20 protein-coding genes are annotated in these 17,289 nt (G+C 65.3%); 16 read left to right on the top strand and 4 right to left on the bottom strand.

The window, feature by feature from the left end; translation table 11 throughout:
- Nucleotides 1–12: 12 nt before the first annotated feature.
- From CSQ99_RS03990 to CSQ99_RS03935, 12 genes are all read left to right on the top strand, one after another.
- On the top strand, nt 13–1,659 hold the full coding sequence (locus tag CSQ99_RS03990) for a virulence factor Mce family protein (protein ID WP_006242648.1): 1,647 nt from the start codon (nt 13–15) through the stop codon (nt 1,657–1,659).
- Nucleotides 1,659–2,819 carry a virulence factor Mce family protein gene (locus CSQ99_RS03985; protein ID WP_006242647.1) on the top strand — a complete coding sequence of 387 codons (1,161 nt, stop codon included), beginning with the start codon at nt 1,659–1,661 and terminating at the stop codon, nt 2,817–2,819. Before CSQ99_RS03990 ends, CSQ99_RS03985 begins: the two co-directional genes overlap by 1 nt.
- 3 nt (nt 2,820–2,822) lie before the next feature.
- The gene (locus CSQ99_RS03980; protein WP_099037744.1) at nt 2,823–4,388 is read left to right on the top strand and encodes an MCE family protein; all 1,566 of its coding nucleotides are present in this window, start codon (nt 2,823–2,825) and stop codon (nt 4,386–4,388) included.
- A complete protein-coding gene (locus CSQ99_RS03975) occupies nt 4,358–4,975 on the top strand; it encodes a hypothetical protein (RefSeq protein WP_099037743.1) in 618 nt (205 codons plus the stop codon). The genes CSQ99_RS03980 and CSQ99_RS03975 overlap by 31 nt, the downstream gene beginning before the upstream one ends.
- Nucleotides 4,972–5,952, top strand: a complete 981-nt coding sequence (locus tag CSQ99_RS03970) for an RDD family protein (protein ID WP_176560867.1) — start codon at nt 4,972–4,974, stop codon at nt 5,950–5,952. The genes CSQ99_RS03975 and CSQ99_RS03970 overlap by 4 nt, the downstream gene beginning before the upstream one ends.
- Nucleotides 5,949–6,500 carry a mammalian cell entry protein gene (locus tag CSQ99_RS03965; RefSeq protein ID WP_099037742.1) on the top strand — a complete coding sequence of 184 codons (552 nt, stop codon included), beginning with the start codon at nt 5,949–5,951 and terminating at the stop codon, nt 6,498–6,500. Before CSQ99_RS03970 ends, CSQ99_RS03965 begins: the two co-directional genes overlap by 4 nt.
- Nucleotides 6,467–7,285, top strand: a complete 819-nt coding sequence (locus CSQ99_RS03960) for a mammalian cell entry protein (RefSeq protein ID WP_176560866.1) — start codon at nt 6,467–6,469, stop codon at nt 7,283–7,285. The genes CSQ99_RS03965 and CSQ99_RS03960 overlap by 34 nt, the downstream gene beginning before the upstream one ends.
- 21 nt (nt 7,286–7,306) lie before the next feature.
- Entirely contained in the window at nt 7,307–7,981 is a 675-nt protein-coding gene (locus tag CSQ99_RS03955; protein ID WP_099037740.1) for a YoaK family protein, read from the top strand.
- The gene (locus CSQ99_RS03950; protein ID WP_099037739.1) at nt 7,974–8,558 is read left to right on the top strand and encodes an alpha/beta hydrolase family protein; all 585 of its coding nucleotides are present in this window, start codon (nt 7,974–7,976) and stop codon (nt 8,556–8,558) included. Before CSQ99_RS03955 ends, CSQ99_RS03950 begins: the two co-directional genes overlap by 8 nt.
- Nucleotides 8,559–8,633: 75 nt before the next feature.
- Nucleotides 8,634–8,912, top strand: coding sequence for a DUF732 domain-containing protein (locus CSQ99_RS03945; protein WP_099037863.1), 279 nt, complete (start codon nt 8,634–8,636; stop codon nt 8,910–8,912).
- A gap of 39 nt (nt 8,913–8,951) precedes the next feature.
- Nucleotides 8,952–9,782 carry an SDR family NAD(P)-dependent oxidoreductase gene (locus CSQ99_RS03940; RefSeq protein WP_099037738.1) on the top strand — a complete coding sequence of 277 codons (831 nt, stop codon included), beginning with the start codon at nt 8,952–8,954 and terminating at the stop codon, nt 9,780–9,782.
- Between the two features lies 1 nt (nt 9,783).
- Complete coding sequence (locus CSQ99_RS03935; protein ID WP_099037737.1) at nt 9,784–10,557, top strand: fructosamine kinase family protein; 774 nt, start codon at nt 9,784–9,786, stop codon at nt 10,555–10,557.
- On the opposite strand, the gene CSQ99_RS03930 is transcribed toward CSQ99_RS03935, so the two are convergent.
- Nucleotides 10,554–11,618 carry a phosphodiester glycosidase family protein gene (locus CSQ99_RS03930; RefSeq protein ID WP_099037736.1) on the bottom strand — a complete coding sequence of 355 codons (1,065 nt, stop codon included), beginning with the start codon at nt 11,616–11,618 and terminating at the stop codon, nt 10,554–10,556. The two genes, CSQ99_RS03935 and CSQ99_RS03930, sit on opposite strands and share 4 nt — an antisense overlap.
- A gap of 190 nt (nt 11,619–11,808) precedes the next feature.
- Between CSQ99_RS03930 and CSQ99_RS03925 the strand changes: the two genes are divergently transcribed.
- Together CSQ99_RS03925 and CSQ99_RS03920 are read left to right on the top strand one after the other, a co-directional pair.
- On the top strand, nt 11,809–12,258 hold the full coding sequence (locus CSQ99_RS03925) for an SRPBCC family protein (RefSeq protein WP_099037735.1): 450 nt from the start codon (nt 11,809–11,811) through the stop codon (nt 12,256–12,258).
- The gene (locus CSQ99_RS03920; RefSeq protein WP_099037734.1) at nt 12,255–12,533 is read left to right on the top strand and encodes a GlsB/YeaQ/YmgE family stress response membrane protein; all 279 of its coding nucleotides are present in this window, start codon (nt 12,255–12,257) and stop codon (nt 12,531–12,533) included. Before CSQ99_RS03925 ends, CSQ99_RS03920 begins: the two co-directional genes overlap by 4 nt.
- Here the strand turns inward: CSQ99_RS03920 and CSQ99_RS03915 are convergent.
- Together CSQ99_RS03915 and CSQ99_RS03910 are read right to left on the bottom strand one after the other, a co-directional pair.
- A complete protein-coding gene (locus tag CSQ99_RS03915) occupies nt 12,530–13,831 on the bottom strand; it encodes a PQQ-dependent sugar dehydrogenase (RefSeq protein ID WP_099037733.1) in 1,302 nt (433 codons plus the stop codon). The two genes, CSQ99_RS03920 and CSQ99_RS03915, sit on opposite strands and share 4 nt — an antisense overlap.
- Nucleotides 13,809–14,570: a pirin family protein gene (locus CSQ99_RS03910; RefSeq protein WP_099037732.1), complete on the bottom strand. Its 762-nt coding sequence runs from the start codon at nt 14,568–14,570 to the stop codon at nt 13,809–13,811. Before CSQ99_RS03910 ends, CSQ99_RS03915 begins: the two co-directional genes overlap by 23 nt.
- 68 nt (nt 14,571–14,638) lie before the next feature.
- Between CSQ99_RS03910 and CSQ99_RS03905 the strand changes: the two genes are divergently transcribed.
- On the top strand, nt 14,639–15,103 hold the full coding sequence (locus CSQ99_RS03905; protein ID WP_099037731.1) for a MarR family winged helix-turn-helix transcriptional regulator: 465 nt from the start codon (nt 14,639–14,641) through the stop codon (nt 15,101–15,103).
- Here CSQ99_RS03905 and CSQ99_RS03900 read toward each other — a convergent pair.
- Complete coding sequence (locus CSQ99_RS03900; RefSeq protein WP_099037730.1) at nt 15,078–16,202, bottom strand: NDMA-dependent alcohol dehydrogenase; 1,125 nt, start codon at nt 16,200–16,202, stop codon at nt 15,078–15,080. The two genes, CSQ99_RS03905 and CSQ99_RS03900, sit on opposite strands and share 26 nt — an antisense overlap.
- Before the next feature lie 200 nt (nt 16,203–16,402).
- Between CSQ99_RS03900 and CSQ99_RS03895 the strand changes: the two genes are divergently transcribed.
- The gene (locus CSQ99_RS03895) at nt 16,403–17,287 is read left to right on the top strand and encodes a hypothetical protein (RefSeq protein ID WP_099037729.1); all 885 of its coding nucleotides are present in this window, start codon (nt 16,403–16,405) and stop codon (nt 17,285–17,287) included.
- Nucleotides 17,288–17,289 lie beyond the last annotated feature (2 nt).

Here is a 17,289-nt window from a genome sequence, read left to right as displayed (position 1 = left end):
GGGGTGTAACCGATGACAACGATCTTCAACGTTCGAAACATGAAGCTGCCGAAGGTATCCCGTGCTGCGGTGATCATCGGCACGCTCGTCGTGATTCTCGGCCTGGTGGCCGTGATCGTGGGCTGGAACGTCTACAAGAAGCTGACCACCAACACCGTCGTCGCCTACTTCCCTGAGACGCTCGCCCTGTACCCCGGCGACAAGATCCAGATCATGGGCGTCAAGGTCGGCACGATCGAGGCGATCGACCCGGCCGGCGACAAGATGAAGGTCACCTTCAACTACGACAACAAGTTCAAGGTGCCCGCCAACGCCACCGCGTCGATCCTGAACCCCAGCCTGGTCGCGTCGCGCACCATCCAGTTGTCACCGCCCTACACCGGCGGGCCGGTGTTGGAGGACGGCGCGGTCATCCCGATCGACCGCACCCAGATCCCGGTGGAGTACGACGAGCTGCGCGACTCCATCAGCCGCATCCTGACCGACCTGGGTCCGACACCGGAACAGCCCAAGGGCCCGTTCGGCGACATCATCGAGTCGGCGGCCGACGGGTTCGCGGGCAAGGGCGAACAGCTCAACAAGACACTGAACGGCTTGTCCGAGGCGCTCTTCACGCTCAACGAGGGCCGCGGTGACTTCTTCGGCGTGGTCAAGAGTCTCGCCCTGTTCGTCAATGCGCTGTATCAAAGCGATCAGCAGTTCGTCGCGTTGAACGACGACCTCGCGACATTCACCAACGCGTTCACCAACACCGACCGGGAGGTCGCCAACGCACTGCAGGACCTCAACACACTGCTGGCGACCACCCGCAGCTTCCTCGACGAGAACGCCGAGGTGCTGACGCACGACGTCAACAACCTGGCCGACGTTACCAACGCGATCCTGCAGCCCGATTCGAAGGACGGGCTGGAAACGGCGCTGCACGTGTTCCCGAACCTCGGCGCCAACTTGATGAACATCGTCTCCCCGGTCACCGGCGGTGTGAATAGCTTCCCGGTGATCAATAACTTCGCGAATCCGATCCAGTTCGTCTGCAGTTCGATCCAGGCAGGTAGCCGGCTGGGATATCAGGAGTCGGCCGAGATGTGCGCGCAGTACCTCGCCCCCATTTTGGACGCGATCAAGTTCAATTATCTGCCGTTCGGTATCAACCAGACCACGACGGCGATGACCCTGCCCAAGCACATCGCCTACTCGGAGCCGAGGCTGCAGCCGCCACCGGGTTACAAGGACACCACCGTTCCGGGTATCTGGTCGCGCGACACCTTGTTCTCGCACGGCAACCACGAGCCCGGATGGGTGACCGCTCCCGGGATGCAGGGCGTCGACGTGCAGCCGTTCACCAGGAACATGCTGCTGCCCGAGTCCCTCGCCGAGTTGATGGGCGGCCCCGACGCTCCCATCCCGCCCGCGCCGCCGACCTTCGGTGGTCCGCATCAGGCCGGCCCGCCGAACGCGTACACCGAGAACACCCCGCTGCCGCCGCCCTGGTATCCGCAGCCGGGGCCGGTGCCCGGCCCTGCGCCCGGTGTGACCCCGGGTGATCCGGGTAGCGCGGCGCTGACAGGTCCACTGCCCGTCCCCGGACCCGGCCCAGGACCGGCCCCGGCGGCGCCGCCGGCGCCGGTAGGACCGCCGCTACCCGCTGAGGCAGGCTGATGATGACCGGTCGCAGATGGAGTCGAATCGCGCTACGGACCGTCGCGCTGGCGGCCATTGCGCTAGTGCTGAGCTCATGCGGAATGTGGCCATGGCGAGGCATCGCCAATGTCGAGCTGCCCGGCGGGCCAGGTACCGGCTCGGAGCGAATGACGGTCTATGTCCAGATGCCGGATACGTTGGCGCTCAACGTCAACAGCCGGGTCCGGGTTGCCGATGTGTTCGTCGGGCGAGTTCGCGCCATCGAGTTGAAGAACTGGGTGGCCACGCTGACCCTGGATTTGGAGCCCAACCTCGGGCTGCCGTCCAACTCGCTCGCCGCCATCGGACAGACCAGCCTGCTCGGCAGCCAGCACGTGGAATTGGCACCGCCGCCGGATCCGTCCGGAGCGCCGTTGCGCACCGGCGACACGATTCCGTTGAAGAACAGCTCGGCCTTCCCGAGCACCGAGCGGGTGCTGGCGAGCATCGCTACCATCCTGCGTGGTGGCGGTGTGCAGAACCTCGAGACGATTCAGACCGAGATCTTCAACGTGCTGAACGGCCGCGCCGACCAGATTCGTGGGTTCCTGAACAAGCTCGACACGTTCACCGACGAACTGGACAAGCAGACCCAGGACATCACCCGCGCCATCGACTCCACCGACCGCCTGCTGTCGATCGTGGCGCAGCGCAACGACACGTTGGATCAGGTGCTGACCGAATTCCCGCCGCTGATCAAGCATTTCGCCGAGACGCGCGATCTGTTTGCCGATGCGGTGGAGGCGCTGGGCCGCATCAGTCTGGCCGCCGACAACGCGGTGGCACCCGCGAGCGACAACCTGCACACCAACCTGCAGAACTTGCAGCGGCCGCTCAAGCAGCTGGGCCGGGCGTCGCCGTACGTCATCGGCGCACTCAAGTTGCTGCTCACCGCGCCGTTCTCGATCGAGAATGTGCCGAAGGTCATCCGCGGCGACTATCTCAACGCGTCGCTGATGGTCGACCTGACGCTGTCGGCGCTCGACAACGCCGCCTTGTCGGGCACCGGTGTCTCGGGCATGCTGCGTGCGCTCGAGCAGTCTTGGGGACGCGACCCGGCGACGATGATCCCGGATGTTCGGTTCACGCCGAACCCGCACAATGCACCGGGCGGACCGCTGGTCGAAAGGGGTGAATGAGCAGTGCTGACAAGGTTCATCAAGATTCAGCTGGTGCTGTTCACCATCCTGACGGTCATCGCCCTTACGGTGCTGGGCTGGTACTACCTGCGGATACCGAGCCTGGTCGGCATCGGTCAGTACGAGCTCAAAGCCGACCTGGAGCGCTCCGGAGGTTTGTACGCGACGGCCAACGTGACCTACCGAGGTACGCAGATCGGGAAGGTCACCAGCGTGGTGCCCAGCCCGACTGGCGCGGTGGCGACCATGAGCATCGACGACCGGTACAAGATCCCGGCGGATGCGTCGGCCAACGTGCACTCGGTCTCGGCGATCGGTGAGCAGTACCTGGACCTGGTGTCGACGGGTAACCCCGGCCAGTACCTCAGCCCCGGTTCGACTATCACGGACAGCTCCGTGCCCAGCGAAGTCGGACCCGCACTGGACGCGGCCAACGAAGGCCTGGCCGTGCTGCCCAAGGAGAAGATCGACACACTGCTCACCGAAACGTCGAACGCCGTAGGCGGTTTGGGGCCGGCGCTGCAACGGCTGGTCGACTCGACCACCAACGTGGCGCAGGATTTCAAGGACAACCTGCCGCAGGTCAACGACATCATCGCCAACGCGGCGCCGATCCTGGACAGCCAGGTTCAGTCCGGCGACAACATCGAGGCTTGGTCGCGCAACCTGAACGTCATCGCCTCGCAGACGGCGGAGCAGGACGCCGCCCTGCGCAGTGGCATACAGGACGCCGCCCCGACGCTCGATCAGGTGAACTCGGTGTTCAGCGGGGTGCGCGACTCGCTGCCTCAAACACTGGCCAACCTGTCGATCGTCATCGACATGCTCAAGCGCTACAACAAGGGTCTGGAACAGGCGCTGGTGATGCTGCCGCAGGGCGCGGCGGTCGCCCAAGCCGGCACCATCTTCGAGGATCTCGGCCAGCTGCCGTTGGTGCTGGCGATCAACCAGCCGCCGCCGTGCCTCACCGGCTTTTTGCCCGCTTCCGAGTGGCGTTCGCCGGCGGACACGAGCATGCGGCCGCTGCCCAAGGGCACCTACTGCAAGATCCCGAAGGACTATCAGGGCAACGTCGTCCGTGGTGCACGTAACTACCCGTGCGTCGACGTGCCGGGCAAGCGCGCGGCCACACCGATGGAATGCCGCAGCCCCGAACCGTACGTGCCACTTGGCACCAACCCCTGGTACGGCGATCCGAACCAGATCCTGTCGTGCCCGGCGGCCGGTGCCCGGTGCGATCAGGGCGTCAACCCCGGACGCGGAGTCATTCCGGCCCCGACGGTGAACAACGGTGTCAATCCGGCGCCCGCCGACCAGCTGCCTCCGCCGCAGTCCGCGGCACCGATCAGTGACCCGCTCAGCCCCCCTGGCCAGGGAAGTGTTACTTGCAGTGGACAACAGCCCAACCCGTGCATCTACACTCCGGCACCAGGGCCTCCCGGCTCCACGGCCGTTTACAGTCCGGCCAGCGGCCAGGTCGTGGGACCTGACGGCGTCAGGTACAACGTCAGAAATTCGAGCAACCCAGGAGACGACGGATGGAAGGAGATGCTGGCACCCGCCAGCTGAACCCCACCGATGCTGATGAGGCGCTCGACGAGTCGTTAGCAGTAGCCCCAGACCCAAATACCCAAGAAACCACCGACGATCGCCGCCCAGCGCGGCTCGGAGGCGGCTGGGTTGCCGCGATCTGTGCCGGACTACTGGTGCTGGCCGGGGCCGGCGCCGTCGCAGGCTATCTCGCGCTGAAGGCGAACCAGCAGCATCAGGACTCCGCGCGGGAGGAAGCCGCGGCCCTGCAGGCCGCAAGGGATTGCGTGGCCGCAACGCACGCGCCCGATGTCACGGCGATGAGCGCCGCGCAGTCGAAGATCATCGAATGTTCGACGGGTGACTTCGGCGCTCAGGCCAGTCTGTACAGCGGGGTCCTGGTGGACGCGTACCAGGCCGCCAATGTCACGGTGCAGGTATCCGATATGCGCGCCGCGGTCGAAAGGCACAACGACGACGGATCGTTCGAGGTCTTGGTTGCGGTGCAGGTGAAGGTGACCAACTCCGAGACAGCCGATCAAGAACAGGGTTACCGGCTACGTCTTCAGATGGCGCCCGCCGATGGCACATACAAAATCGCGCAGCTGGACCAGGTCACCTCGTGACAGCTGTCCTGGACACCTCCAACGCCTCCGGCGCACTCGATACCGACGAGGCGTCCGGACCGCGGCTCGCCTCATGGCCGGCGCGGGCGGGTGCGTTCGCCGTCGACGCCCTGCTCGGGGTTGCGGTGATCGCGACCATGGCGGTTTCGGCCTGGAGCGCACCGTGGCTCGGCTGGCTGTGGTGGGTGTTCGTCGTCGCCGCGGCGGGTGCGTTCGTGGCGATGGCGGTCAACCGGCTGCTGCTGCCCACCATCACCGGATTCAGCCTGGGCCGCGCACTCTTCGGCATCGCGGTGCATACCCGAGACGGTGCCCCGCCGGGGGTGCTGCGCCTGGTGGGCCGGGAACTGGTGCATCTGCTGGACACCGCGGCGTTGTTCATCGGCTGGCTTTGGCCGCTGTGGGATCGGCGGCACCGCACGTTCGCCGACCTACTGCTTCGCACTGAGGTGCACGATGTCGACCGTCCGCAGCGCGATATGCGCCGACCTGCGGCTGTGGCGCTGATCGTGGCGACGGTGTTGTGCGCGCTGGCCGTCGGACTCGGCTATCTGGTGGTCTATCGACCGGAGCGGGCGGTCGACATCGCTCGTGCGCAGATCGCCGAGCAGGGGCCACGCATCGTCGAACAGATGCTCAGTTATACGAGTGAATCACTGCAACAAGACTTTTCGCATGCACAGTCGTTGACCACAGACGGCTACCGCGACCAGCTGATCGCCCAGCAGCAGATCGTGCAGCAGGCGGGCGCAACCTCCAACGAGTACTGGGCCGTCAGCAGCGCGGTGCTGTCGGCCAGTGCGAACCAGGCCGCCATGTTGATCGCGATGCAGGGTCAACGCGGCACCGACCCGAAAGACCTCAAGTTCATCACCGCGACCCTGCGGGTGGATTTCGAGAAGTCGGGTGACGGCCAGTGGAAGGTCGCCAACCTGATCGTGCTGAAGAAGCCTCAGATGAATGCGCCGGGCCAGTGAGCCCGCGGCGCAAGATCGAGGCCGACGAGCCCGACTTCTTCGAGGTCACACCGGACCCACCCCGGCGCTGGGGCCTGCCCCTCATCGCTGCCCTGGCGTCGGTGTTGATCGCAGCCGCCCTCACTGCAGGCACTCTGATGTTGGTCAGTCACCGAACCGACGTCCGCAGCCGGGCCGACGATGCGCAGGTGCTGGACTACGTGCAGGCGTTCATGACGACGTACACCACTCTGGACCCGTTCAACGCCAACGCCTATACCGACCGAGTTCTTGCGCAGGGCACCGGCGAGTTCGCGAGCATGTTCAAAGAGAAGCAGAACGAGATCCTGATCCAGGTCGCGCAGGCCGAACCGACCACCGGTTCAGTGGTGGCCGCCGGCGTACAGCGATGGAACGACAACGGCAGTGCAGACGTTCTGGTTGCCACGAAGATCACCTCGAAGTCCCCAGATGGGAAGTCGACGATCGAGAGCGGAAACCGTTGGGTTGCAACGGCGATCAAGGAAGGGCAACAGTGGAAGATCAGCCAGCTGATCCAGGTGATCTGACACCCCGAGCTGAATTGCCGGCTCAGCCGGCGCGCCGCCGGTTCTCGCTGCGGCGCCGTCCGAAAACCGCTGAGCCTGAAGCGGTTACCGAGAGCCCCGTGGAGTCGACTGAGGCGTCAGAGCCGACGCCGCGCACTCCCGTCGGCAAGTCGCGACGCGCCCCGAAGGCGGACGTGCCCGTCGCGGAGGAGCCACCCGAACCCGCCGAACCGGCCGAACCAGCTGAAGACGACGAACCCGCAGAGGATCGGATACTGGTTCCGCATCAGCCGGCAGGCAAGCGCCTGCTCATCGCCGCCACCGCGGCCGGGGCTCTCTTCGTGGCGGCCGCCGCCTTCGCGGGCGCAACGGTGCAGCCCGTGCTGGCCGAACGCGCAGCCGTCGACACAAAGCTCGACGTCGCACGCACGGCGGCCAGCGCCATCTCAACACTGTGGACGTACACCCCCGACAACATGGAGGCCCTGCCGGATCGCGCCGAGGTCTTTCTGGGTGGCGACTTCGCCAACGAGTACCGCAAGTACATCGACGCGATAGTCGCACCCAACAAGCAGGCCCAGGTCACCAACACCACCGAGGTGGTGGGCGCGGCAGTGGAATCGCTTTCGGCCAACGAGGCCACTGCGCTGGTCTACACCAACTCGGTGGCCACCAGCCCGGTGACGAAGAACATCCCGTCGCTTCGTTATCTGTCGTATCGACTGACGATGGAGCGCGATCACGCGAAGTGGTTGATCACCAAGATGGATACCGTGACGTCATTCGATCTCACGCCGCAGTTGTAGTAGGACGGACCATCGCAGACCGTGGCCGCCGAATCACCGGTATCGGGCCGCCTGACTCACGTCGCGCTGCTGCTGTTGACGTTCGCGACCGGCCTCGTCGACGCCGTCAGCGTGCTGGAACTCGGCCACGTGTTCGTCGCGAACATGACGGGCAATGTCATATTCCTCGGCCTCTGGCTCGCGCCACGCACCGTCGTGGACGTGACCGCCGCGCTCGTTTCGCTGATCTGCTTCATCGCCGGTGCGGTACTCGGCGGCCGACTGGCCCGGCACCTCGATCGCGAGGTTCGTCGCTGGCTCGGCATCACCCTCTCACTCGAGGTCGTCATGCTCGTGACGCTGTCGATCCTCGCCGGCGCCGGCGTCCTCGACTACCGGGACCACACGAAGCTGATCCTGATCGCAGGGCTGGCCGTCACGTTCGGGATTCAGAACTCCACGGCACGGCAGTTCGGCATCCAGGAGCTGTCCACCACCGTCCTGACCACCACGATCTCCGGCATCGGCTTCGACAGCCGGCTGGCAGGTGGTTCCGGTGATCGCGAAAAGCTGCGCTACAGCGTCGTATTCACGATCGTCGCCGGCGCGACCCTCGGCGCGACGTTGACACGGTTCGCGGTCGCTCCCGTGATCGGACTCGCCGCCGCCGTGGTGGCGTGCAGCGCGGCCATCTTCTGGTTCGGCGCCCGTGAGTGAGGGACGGCGTGGCGGTGTCTTGGTCCTGCCCGGTGGCAGGCCGCACAGCGACGAGGTATTTCGGGTGTGGCAGCCGGCCAACCTGCGGATGGTCTGGTTGGCGGCCGCACTTCGGGCCAGGCTCGGCAGCGGCGTCCGCGTGAGTTGCGTGCAATACCGGCTTCGTGGATGGAACGGTCCGCAGCGCGACGCCTTGCGCGACGCCCGCGGTGCGCTTGACCGCATGCTCAGCGACGTCGACCCGCGCAGGCTGGTGCTCGTGGGCCATTCGATGGGGGGTCGGGTGGCGGCGCACCTGAGCGCCGGCTCAGATGTCGGCGGCGTGGTGGCATTGGCACCGTGGTGGCCGCGCAACGACAGCGAGTTGGTACCTGCCAGTTGTCGACTGCTCGTGCTGCACGGCACGGCCGACACACGCACCGATCCTCGGGCGTCACAGGAGCAAACCCGGCGGGCCGCCAACCGAGGCGTCGATGCGGAATGGGTCGGTGTACCCGACGCCGGCCACAATCTGCTCAGCCATTGGCGCCTCTGGCACCGACGGACCGCGCAATTCGTCGAAGAGCAAATTTCCTAGCGTTTTCAAACATCGGGAAAATGGGTGTTTGGAGGCGGCTGAGGGTGGAAACTCCCGTTTGCGGAGGTGATCCGGGTGATCCGATCAGTTGGCGTGATATCGGCTCTGGTCGCCGCTGCGGTGCTGTCTGCGCCGTCGGCAGCGGCGGGCGAAACCGAGTACTTGAACAGGTTGCAGGACCGGTACGAGTTCCTGACACCGCAACAGCTGCTTGCCGAGGGGCACCGGGTGTGCGCAGCCGAACAAAGCGGCGCGCTGTCACCCGCCAGGACCACGATGGTGATGAATGACCTGGTGGTCTCGCCCAACGCTGCGCTCGAGATTGTCAGCGCCGCCGAATGGGAGCTTTGTTGAGCCGCCGGCATCGCTCGCTGGAGTGACTAGTCTCGGCGTATGCCAACTGCACTCGTCACCGGCGCTTCACGGGGTATCGGCAAAGGTATCGTCGAGCATCTGGCTGCGCGCGGCTGGGATGTCATCGCCGGGGTCCGCAGCCAGCAGGATGCCGATGCCGTGACGAAGCTCGCTCCGCAACGGGTCTCCTCGGTGATCCTCGATGTCACCTCTGCTGACGACATCACGGCGCTGGAGGGGTCGTTGCCCGACGGGCTGGACGCGATCGTCAACAACGCCGGTATCGCCGTCGGCGGGGCGATGGAGACGCTGAGCTCCGACGAGTGGCGAAAACAGTTGGAAATCAACGTCATCGGTGCGCTCGCCGTAACCCGTGCGGTGCTGCCGCGGTTGCGCAAGTCCCGGGGGCGCATCGTCTTCATCTCCAGCGTCAACGGGCGTATGTCCATGCCCCTGGTCGGTGCGTACGCGGCGAGCAAGTTCGCGCTGGAGGCCGCTGCCGACGCGCTGCGAATGGAACTGACCCCCTGGAAGATTCGCGTCGTCGTCGTCGAGCCCGCGCAGACCGACACGGACATGTGGCGCACCGCGGACACCATGGTGGAGGATCTGGAGGCGGGTCTGAGCGCCGAACACCGCGGCCTCTATGCCAAGCATATTGCTGGATTCAAGAAGATGATCCCAATGTCGCAGAAGTTGGCCGTTCCGACGGAAAAGGTATCCGCCGTTGTCGAAGAGGCGCTCACCGCCAAGCGACCACGCGCCCGCTACATCGTCGGCCTCGGCCCTAGGGCTCAGGTCGCGTTGATGTCCGTCATGCCGACGAAGTTGCGCGACATCGCGCTGCGGAAGGTGTCCGGCCAACCGTAAGATGTCGACCTTCGTCAAGCGCAATCCTCGGGCGCCGATAGGCTTCTTCGCCTGCGAAGCGGCTGGACTGCAATGGCTTTCGGCTGCTGTCGGGGGAGTGCCGTGTGCGGAGGTCATCGACCACGACGACACGCGACTCACGTTGGGCCGGCTCGACACCGTGCGCCCCGAGCGCGCCGCCGCACACGAATTCGGTCGCCGGCTGGCACGCACCCACGCTACGGGTGCCGACGCATTCGGCGCTGGGCCCGCCGGGTGGGCGGGGGACGGGTTCTTCGGGCCGTTGCACCATCCACTTCCGATGTCGCTGGCCGGTTACGACACCTGGGGGATGTTCTACGCCCGCGCGCGATTGTCGCCGATGGCCGCACGTGCCGCGGATCGGCTCAGCGCCGAAACCCGCGACGCCGTCGATGCGGTGATAGCGCACTGCGAAGCCGGACGCTTCGACGACGACGACCCGCCCGCCCGTCTGCACGGCGACCTGTGGAGCGGCAATGTGATGTGGACACCCGCCGGTGTCGTCCTGATCGACCCCGCGGCGCAGGGTGGCCACCGCGAGACCGATCTCGCGATGCTGGCCTTGTTCGGCTGCCCGCACTTGGATGCCGTCGTCGATGGATATGAATCCCAGCATCGGCTGCGGGACGGATGGCGCAACCGGGTCGGCCTGCATCAGCTCTATCCGCTACTGGCCCATGTCGTGTTGTTCGGCGGCAGCTACTCGAGTCAGACCGGGGCGGCGGCTCGCTCCGCGCTGGAGGCCGTGCGCTAGTTGAACGCCAGCCAGGCCGGCAACGCACGCTCGCGCGAGTCGCACAACACCTGACGGGTGTCGCAGTTGCCGTCCGGCACACCGGCACCCGACCACATGCCGCCGGTGTCGCGGCGCAGCACGATCGCCGACGACCCGCCGCCGTCGAGCAACACCGCGGAATCGCTGCCGAGGCCACGGAACAGATCCTGGATCTGATCCGGCGTGTAGCTGCCGCCCTGGAAGACGTACATCTCGTCCTTGCCCTTCGCGTACGCGAGGGCGGTGCGGGCGGCGCTCGGCCCGCCGTCGTTGAGCTGGCCGGTGTCGTCGGGCGACAACAACCCGATGCCCGCGACCGCGACGAATCGAACGTTGCGGTCGATGAGGCCCTGGATGACTGGCGAAGCCGCGTCGTAGTCGTCCGGGCTCTTCGGAGGCACGACATAGGGAGCGCCCGCGACCGGAATCACCATCGTGGACAGCGCCTTCCAGTGCTCATTTCCGCCCGACAGCCCCTGCTTACCCGCGTACGCCAGCGTGCCGGTCACTGCGGCATTGGCGCGTCCCTGCCCGCGGGTGTTGTCGACGTAGGCGCCGAGCGGCGAACTGCAGCCGGTCGACTTCCACGAGCCACCCTGCTGTCCGCGAACATCGAAGAAGTTGGCGTTGATCGCGATGGTCGGCTGACCCAGCGCCTGCCATGCCTGCAGCGGCGAGAACACCTCGGATGCCTGCCATAGTCCCTCGCCGGTCCGTGCTCGCGGGTCGCGCTCGCAGCGGCCCTGATATCCGCTGTGCGAGTCGACAAGCAGTCGCGGTGCGATCCGCTGCGACGCCGACTTGATGATCATCAAGTGTCCGCCGTTGGTCATTTCGTACCAGTTGCCGCCGGCGTTGAGCATCGGCGCGGGGTGCCCGCCGCCGAAGTTGTACACGAGATAGGACCCGCGGGTGTTGGCGATGGCGCCGGCGAGGAGATCACGACCGCTGAGAGCTTCCGCGCTTGGGATCCCGGCGGTCGTCGACAGCGCAGCGCACAACATGAGCGCCGCGGCCGATGCCGCAAAGCGCCGAAACATTGTGACTGGAATCGACAAAGTGGTCCCTCCCGGCGACGTACCGACCCGAACCACAGTAATCCCGTCAGCAACACTGTCAACTTTCGTAACAAGTGCATCACAATCGGATTTCACCCGAAAATTCCGGTTTGGGCTATCTGCCGCAAACCCTCGCGCGTTATTTGACACCGAGAATGGGTAACCGCATCGAATGCCAACAGTCTCGCGAACATTCTCAGTCAGCCCGATGCCTCACCAGGTCATCGACTATCTCAAGGATTTCGGCAATGCCGTCGAATGGGATCCGGGCACTCAGCGGTGCACTCGCACCGACAGCGGCCCGATCGGCGAGGGCGCAACCTGGCACAACGTCTCGAAGATCCTGGGCGTGACGGCGGAACTGACCTACACCCTGGAAAGTCTGGGCTCCGGCAATCTCGTGTTCGTCGGAAAGAACAAGTCGTCGACATCCACCGAGAAGATCTACGTCGATGCCGCGAACACGGGTTCGGTGATCACCTACCGCAACGAACTCGAAATGCACGGGCCGATCGCGCTTTTCAATCCGGTGCTGAAGCTGTACTTCGAAAAACTGGCCAATGACACCGAGAAGCAGTTGACGTCGGTGCTCAACCGGCTGCCCATCGAGGAGAAGAAATGATCGGAACCATTCTCAGCGCGCTCGTCGTCGGCCTGATCGTCGGGGCGCTGGCGCGTCTCATCATGCCCGGCAAGCAGAGCATCGGCGTGATCATGACGATCGTGCTCGGCGCGCTCGGATCCTTCATCGGCTCCTGGCTGACTTACCAGTTCGGATACTCGAACTCCAACGGCGGGTGGCAGGTCATTCCGTTCCTCGTCGGCATCATCATCGCGATCGTGTTGATCGCTGTCTACGTCGGCATAACGGGGCGCAAGAACAACCCGGTCCGTTAGCGCGGCGGTGCCAGGCGGTACACGGCGTCGGCGTAATCATCGGTGATGTAGACCGCGCCGTCGGGTCCCGCCACCGCGGCCACCGGACGCCCCCAGCGTGCGCCGTCCTCGGACTGGAATCCGCCGACCAGCGTCTGCTGATCGCCCAATCCGCCGTCCCGCCAGGCGAAATACGACACCTCAGGCGCACGGGGCGGCTCGCGGTTCCATGATCCGTGAACGCCGATGAGTGCCCCGCTGGCGTACGGCGCGGGTAGCACAGCGTCGGTAAAACTCATTCCCAGCGGTGCCGCGTGTGCGCCAAGGCTCTGCTCGATGGGTGGCAGTGCCTCGCAGTCCATTTCGCTGCCGTCGGCGTTGGTCTGCACATCGCGTATCAGCGGCAGATTCGCCGGGCCGCCATCGGGATTGCAGTAGGGCCAGCCCAATTCGCGTCCGGGCGTCAGGCGGGCAACCGACTCCGGGGGATGTTCGTCGACGTATTCGGGATCGGGTCTGCCAGTTGCCGGGTCGACGACATTGTCGCGATTGTTGACCGCGGTCCACACCGAACCATCGGGCGCGACAGCCAGACCGGTGCCGTTGCGGACGCCGGTTGCGAACGCTTCTGCCGTGCCGCCGCCGGGTGGCACCCGCATGATGGTGGCGCGCGGCGGGTTCGCATCGCGATCATCGGCGGAGATGTTGCCCGTGGATCCGATCGAGAAATAGACGGCGCCGTCCTCACCGACAGCGACGCTCTTGAGCGCGTGCGAATAGGCGCCGCGAAGGTCCGGGCTGTTCGCGTCGGGCAGGTCGCCGGCAACGGTGCGCCGATTGATCGCCCGACCTTCGGTGTAGTCGTAGACGTCGACCTGGTCACTTTCCGCGACGTACAACGAATCTCCGGCGAAGGCCAGCCCATGAGGCTGGTCGAGACCCTCGAGCAGTACGTCCTGCGTGGGGCTGCCGTCGGTAGGGCGCAAGACTACGACTTCGCCGGTGCTGGGTACCGATATCAGGAGAGCGCCGTCAGGAGTCCACGCCGCCAGCCTCGGTTTGGACATGCGCGCCCACACCGACAACGTCCACCCTGGCGGAACCAACGCTTGGCGGGGCTCGTCGAACGGCGCCTGTGCCATGTCGTAAGCGACCTGCACCGCCACCGGACTCAGTCCCGCGGCCGTCTCGGTCGTCGGCGCCGCCGATCTCTCGGGTGTTGGCGGCGCCTCAGGTGTCGGTGCCGCCGAACACGCCGTCAGCAGCGCCGCGACGGCAATGCAGAATCCAGTTCGGTTATGCCGCAGCCAAACCCGCATGCATCTCCCAGACAAGTATTTCAGCGGGCTCGGTCGCGGTGACACGCTGGCCGCCTGACGCGGTGAACCGCACGGCGTCGCCCTCGTGCAACGGGCCCGCGCCCTCGAGGGTGACTTCACCCCGCGGTACGAACAGGTGCAGATACGGCGCGGATGGCAGCTCGATGCTGTCGCCGGCCTGCAGGCGCGCACCGTGCAGCGCGGCGTACTTGTTGTGGATCGTGATTGCGGCCTGATCGCTGTGCTCGGGCATCCCGGACGCGATGGTCACCAGCCGACCACGCAGCAACTCATCGTCGATCTCGAGTTGCTGGTATCCGGGTTCGATGCCCGCCTCGTCGGGAACCACCCACATCTGCACGAAACGCACTGGCTCGGTGTGGGATTGCTCGCCGGTCAGCGTCCACGAGTCGTTCTTCTCCGAGTGCAGGATTCCGCGCCCGGCCGACATGCGCTGTGCCAGGCCGGGATAGATCACGCCCGAATGCCCGGTCGAGTCCTGGTGGACGAGTGACCCCCGCAACACCCAGGTGACGATCTCCATATCGCGATGGGGGTGGGTGTCAAACCCGGTGCCCGGCCTCACGATGTCGTCGTTGTTGACCAGCAGCAGGCCGTGGTGGGTGTTGTCGGGCTCGTAGTGACCGCCGAATGAGAACGAGTGCTTGGAGTCGAGCCATTCGATCTTGGTCTTCGCGCGATCGTCAGCGCGACGGACGTCTACGGTCGGGGCGGTCATAAGCGATCCTTTCGCTCGTGGCCCAGCCTAGAGGTGGACACTGGACACGACAACATGAATGATGTGTCATGTATTCCGTGTGGCTGACCGAAGAGCAGCAGGAGATCTGGCGCGACTATCTGGCGATGTCGAGCCGACTGCAGACGGCGATGCACCGCCAACTCCAGCAGGACTGCGAACTATCCCTGTCGGATTACGACGTGCTGGTGGCGTTGTCCGAGCGCGGAGCGTTGCGGATCAACGAACTCGGCGAGGCGTTGGCGTGGGAGCAGAGCCGGTTGTCGCATCAACTGCGGCGGATGCGTGGCCGCGGTCTCGTCATACGTCAGGGCAGCGATGACGACCGGCGCGGTGCCACCGTCGAACTCACCGACGGCGGTCGGGCCGCCCTCGAGCTGGCGGCGCCGGGGCATGTCGAGTTGGTCCGCAGCGCCGTGTTCGACGGAATGCCGGCCGCACAACTGCGCGCCTTCGGTGCCGTGGCCCGTGCGGTCGCGGAGCGGCTTACTACCAGTCCGCCTCATCGAACGTGATGACACCGCGGATGTTGTTGCCGTCGAGCATGTCCTGGTAGCCCTTGTTGATGTCCTCGAGGCGGTAGGTCCTGGTCACCATGTCGTCGATGTTGAGCAGACCCGCCTTGTACAGCCCGGTGAGCTTCGGCGTTTCGACGTGCGAACTGCCGCCGCCGAAGATGTTGCCCTTCAACGTCTTCTGCAACATGGTGAACAGGAACATGTTGAGCTTGACGTCGGCGTCCATCATCGAACCCATGCCGGTCAGGACGCAGGTGCCGGTCTTGGCTGTCAGGATCATGGCCTCTTCGATGTACTCGCCCCTCATGTCCCCGACGGCGATGATCGTCTTGTCGGCCATCAAGCCGTGGGTGACATCGATCATCGGCGCGATGGCCTCGGCCATCGACGGGTAGACATGCGTCGCGCCGAACTTGATCGCCTGATCGCGCTTCCATTCGTTCGGATCGATCGCAATGACGTTCTTGGCGCCCGAAATGACCGCACCCTGCAGTGCGCTCATGCCGATGCCGCCGACGCCGATGATCGCCACGGTCTCGCCGGGTTGGACCTCGGCGACATTGGTGGCCGACCCGAAACCCGTCGGCACCGCGCAGCCCATGATCGCGGCGCTCTCGAAGGGGATGTCCTTGTCGATCTTGACGACGGAGTCCTTGTGGATCGTCATGTACGGCGCGAAGGTGCCGAGCAGGTTCATCGGCGAGACCTCGGTGGTGCCCGCGTGCACCCGAGAAGTGCCGTCAGCGATGGCCTTGCCGCCGAGTAGGAGGGCGCCGCGGTCGCACAGTGAGCGGTAGCCCTTGAGACACGGCGGACATTCACCGCATGCGGGGATGAACGCGAGGATGACGTGGTCGCCCTCCTCGATGCCCTTCACATTGCGGCCGACCTTGGTGACGACGCCGGCGCCCTCGTGACCGCCCAGTGCGGGCAGCGCGATCGGGGTGGCGCCGGTGGTCAGGTGGTAGTCGGAGTGGCACATGCCCGCGGCGTGCACGCGGATCTGCACCTCATCGTCGACGGGGTCGCCGATCTCGATCTCATCGATGCGGAACGGCGTGTTCAGCTCCCAAAGCAGAGCGCCCTTGGTCTTCATGCCGGGAAATGATAGAACACGTTGCAGAACTGGTGCCAATCACAGCATTGAGCTGGGTATTCGCGCGCTATCCCCTATCGCCCAATGGCCACTTATGCGACGGTTTCCGGGCAAGAGCGTCGGACAATTGGCCACTCAGCCTGTGGATAAACGAGCTAGCCGCGGGGGTTCGTGTCGGTCGGCGCCACGACGGTGTGCCCATGGGGGACACCGAATGGCCATTTCTGGGTACCGAAGCGTTGCGGAGCGGGGCGGTCAGCGAGCGTGGACTGCGTAGGGGGTACGACAGGATCTACCGCGATGTCTACCTTGCACGAGGCACGGAGATGACGGCGGAGTCGCGAGCGGTCGCAGCGTGGCTCTGGTCCGGGCGCCAAGCGACGCTGGGCGGATTGTCGGCCGCAGCCCTGCATGGGGCGAAATGGATCGACGCCGATTTGCCTGCGGAGTTGTTCCGGCGTAACGGCAAGCAGGCCAACGGCATCCTGATCCACCGGGACGAATTACTCGCCGACGAAGCGACGGTGTTGCACGACATCAACGTGACTACGCCTGCGCGTACCGCGTTCGACCTCGGCCGGCGTGGGAGACGTATCGCTGCGGTCATTCGAATCGATGCGCTTGCGAACGCGACCGGATTGACACCTTCGCGCATTTGGCCGCTCGTGGATCGACATCCCGGAGTGCGTGGCCTCGTCCAACTGCGTGAGGTGCTGGACCTCATGGACGGCGGCGCGGAGTCACCTCAGGAGACGCGCACGAGGTTGGTGCTCGTGGATGCCGGATTGCCCAGACCGCGAACGCAGATCTGCGTAGGTCGATGGCGCGTCGACATGGGTTACGAAGATTTCAAGGTCGGCCTGGAGTACGACGGTCCACAACATTGGGAAGATCCGGACATCCGAGCAAGAGACATCGAGAAGTACGCCGATTTGTCGGCTCGCGGGTGGGTGATCATCCGTGTCGGCGCGGACCTGCTGCGGTATCGACGGCGGGTGGTTGTCGCGCGGACCTGCGAGGCGCTACTGCAGGCCGGCGCCGAGTGGCCAATTGTCGGACGGATTCTCGGAAAAAGCGTGGCATAAGT

Origin of the sequence: Mycobacterium neglectum (assembly GCF_002591975.1) — a bacterium.
GTDB lineage: Bacteria > Actinomycetota > Actinomycetes > Mycobacteriales > Mycobacteriaceae > Mycobacterium > Mycobacterium neglectum.
Note: the sequence above shows the minus strand (reverse complement) of the source record. Positions and strands in the feature narration are given on the sequence as shown.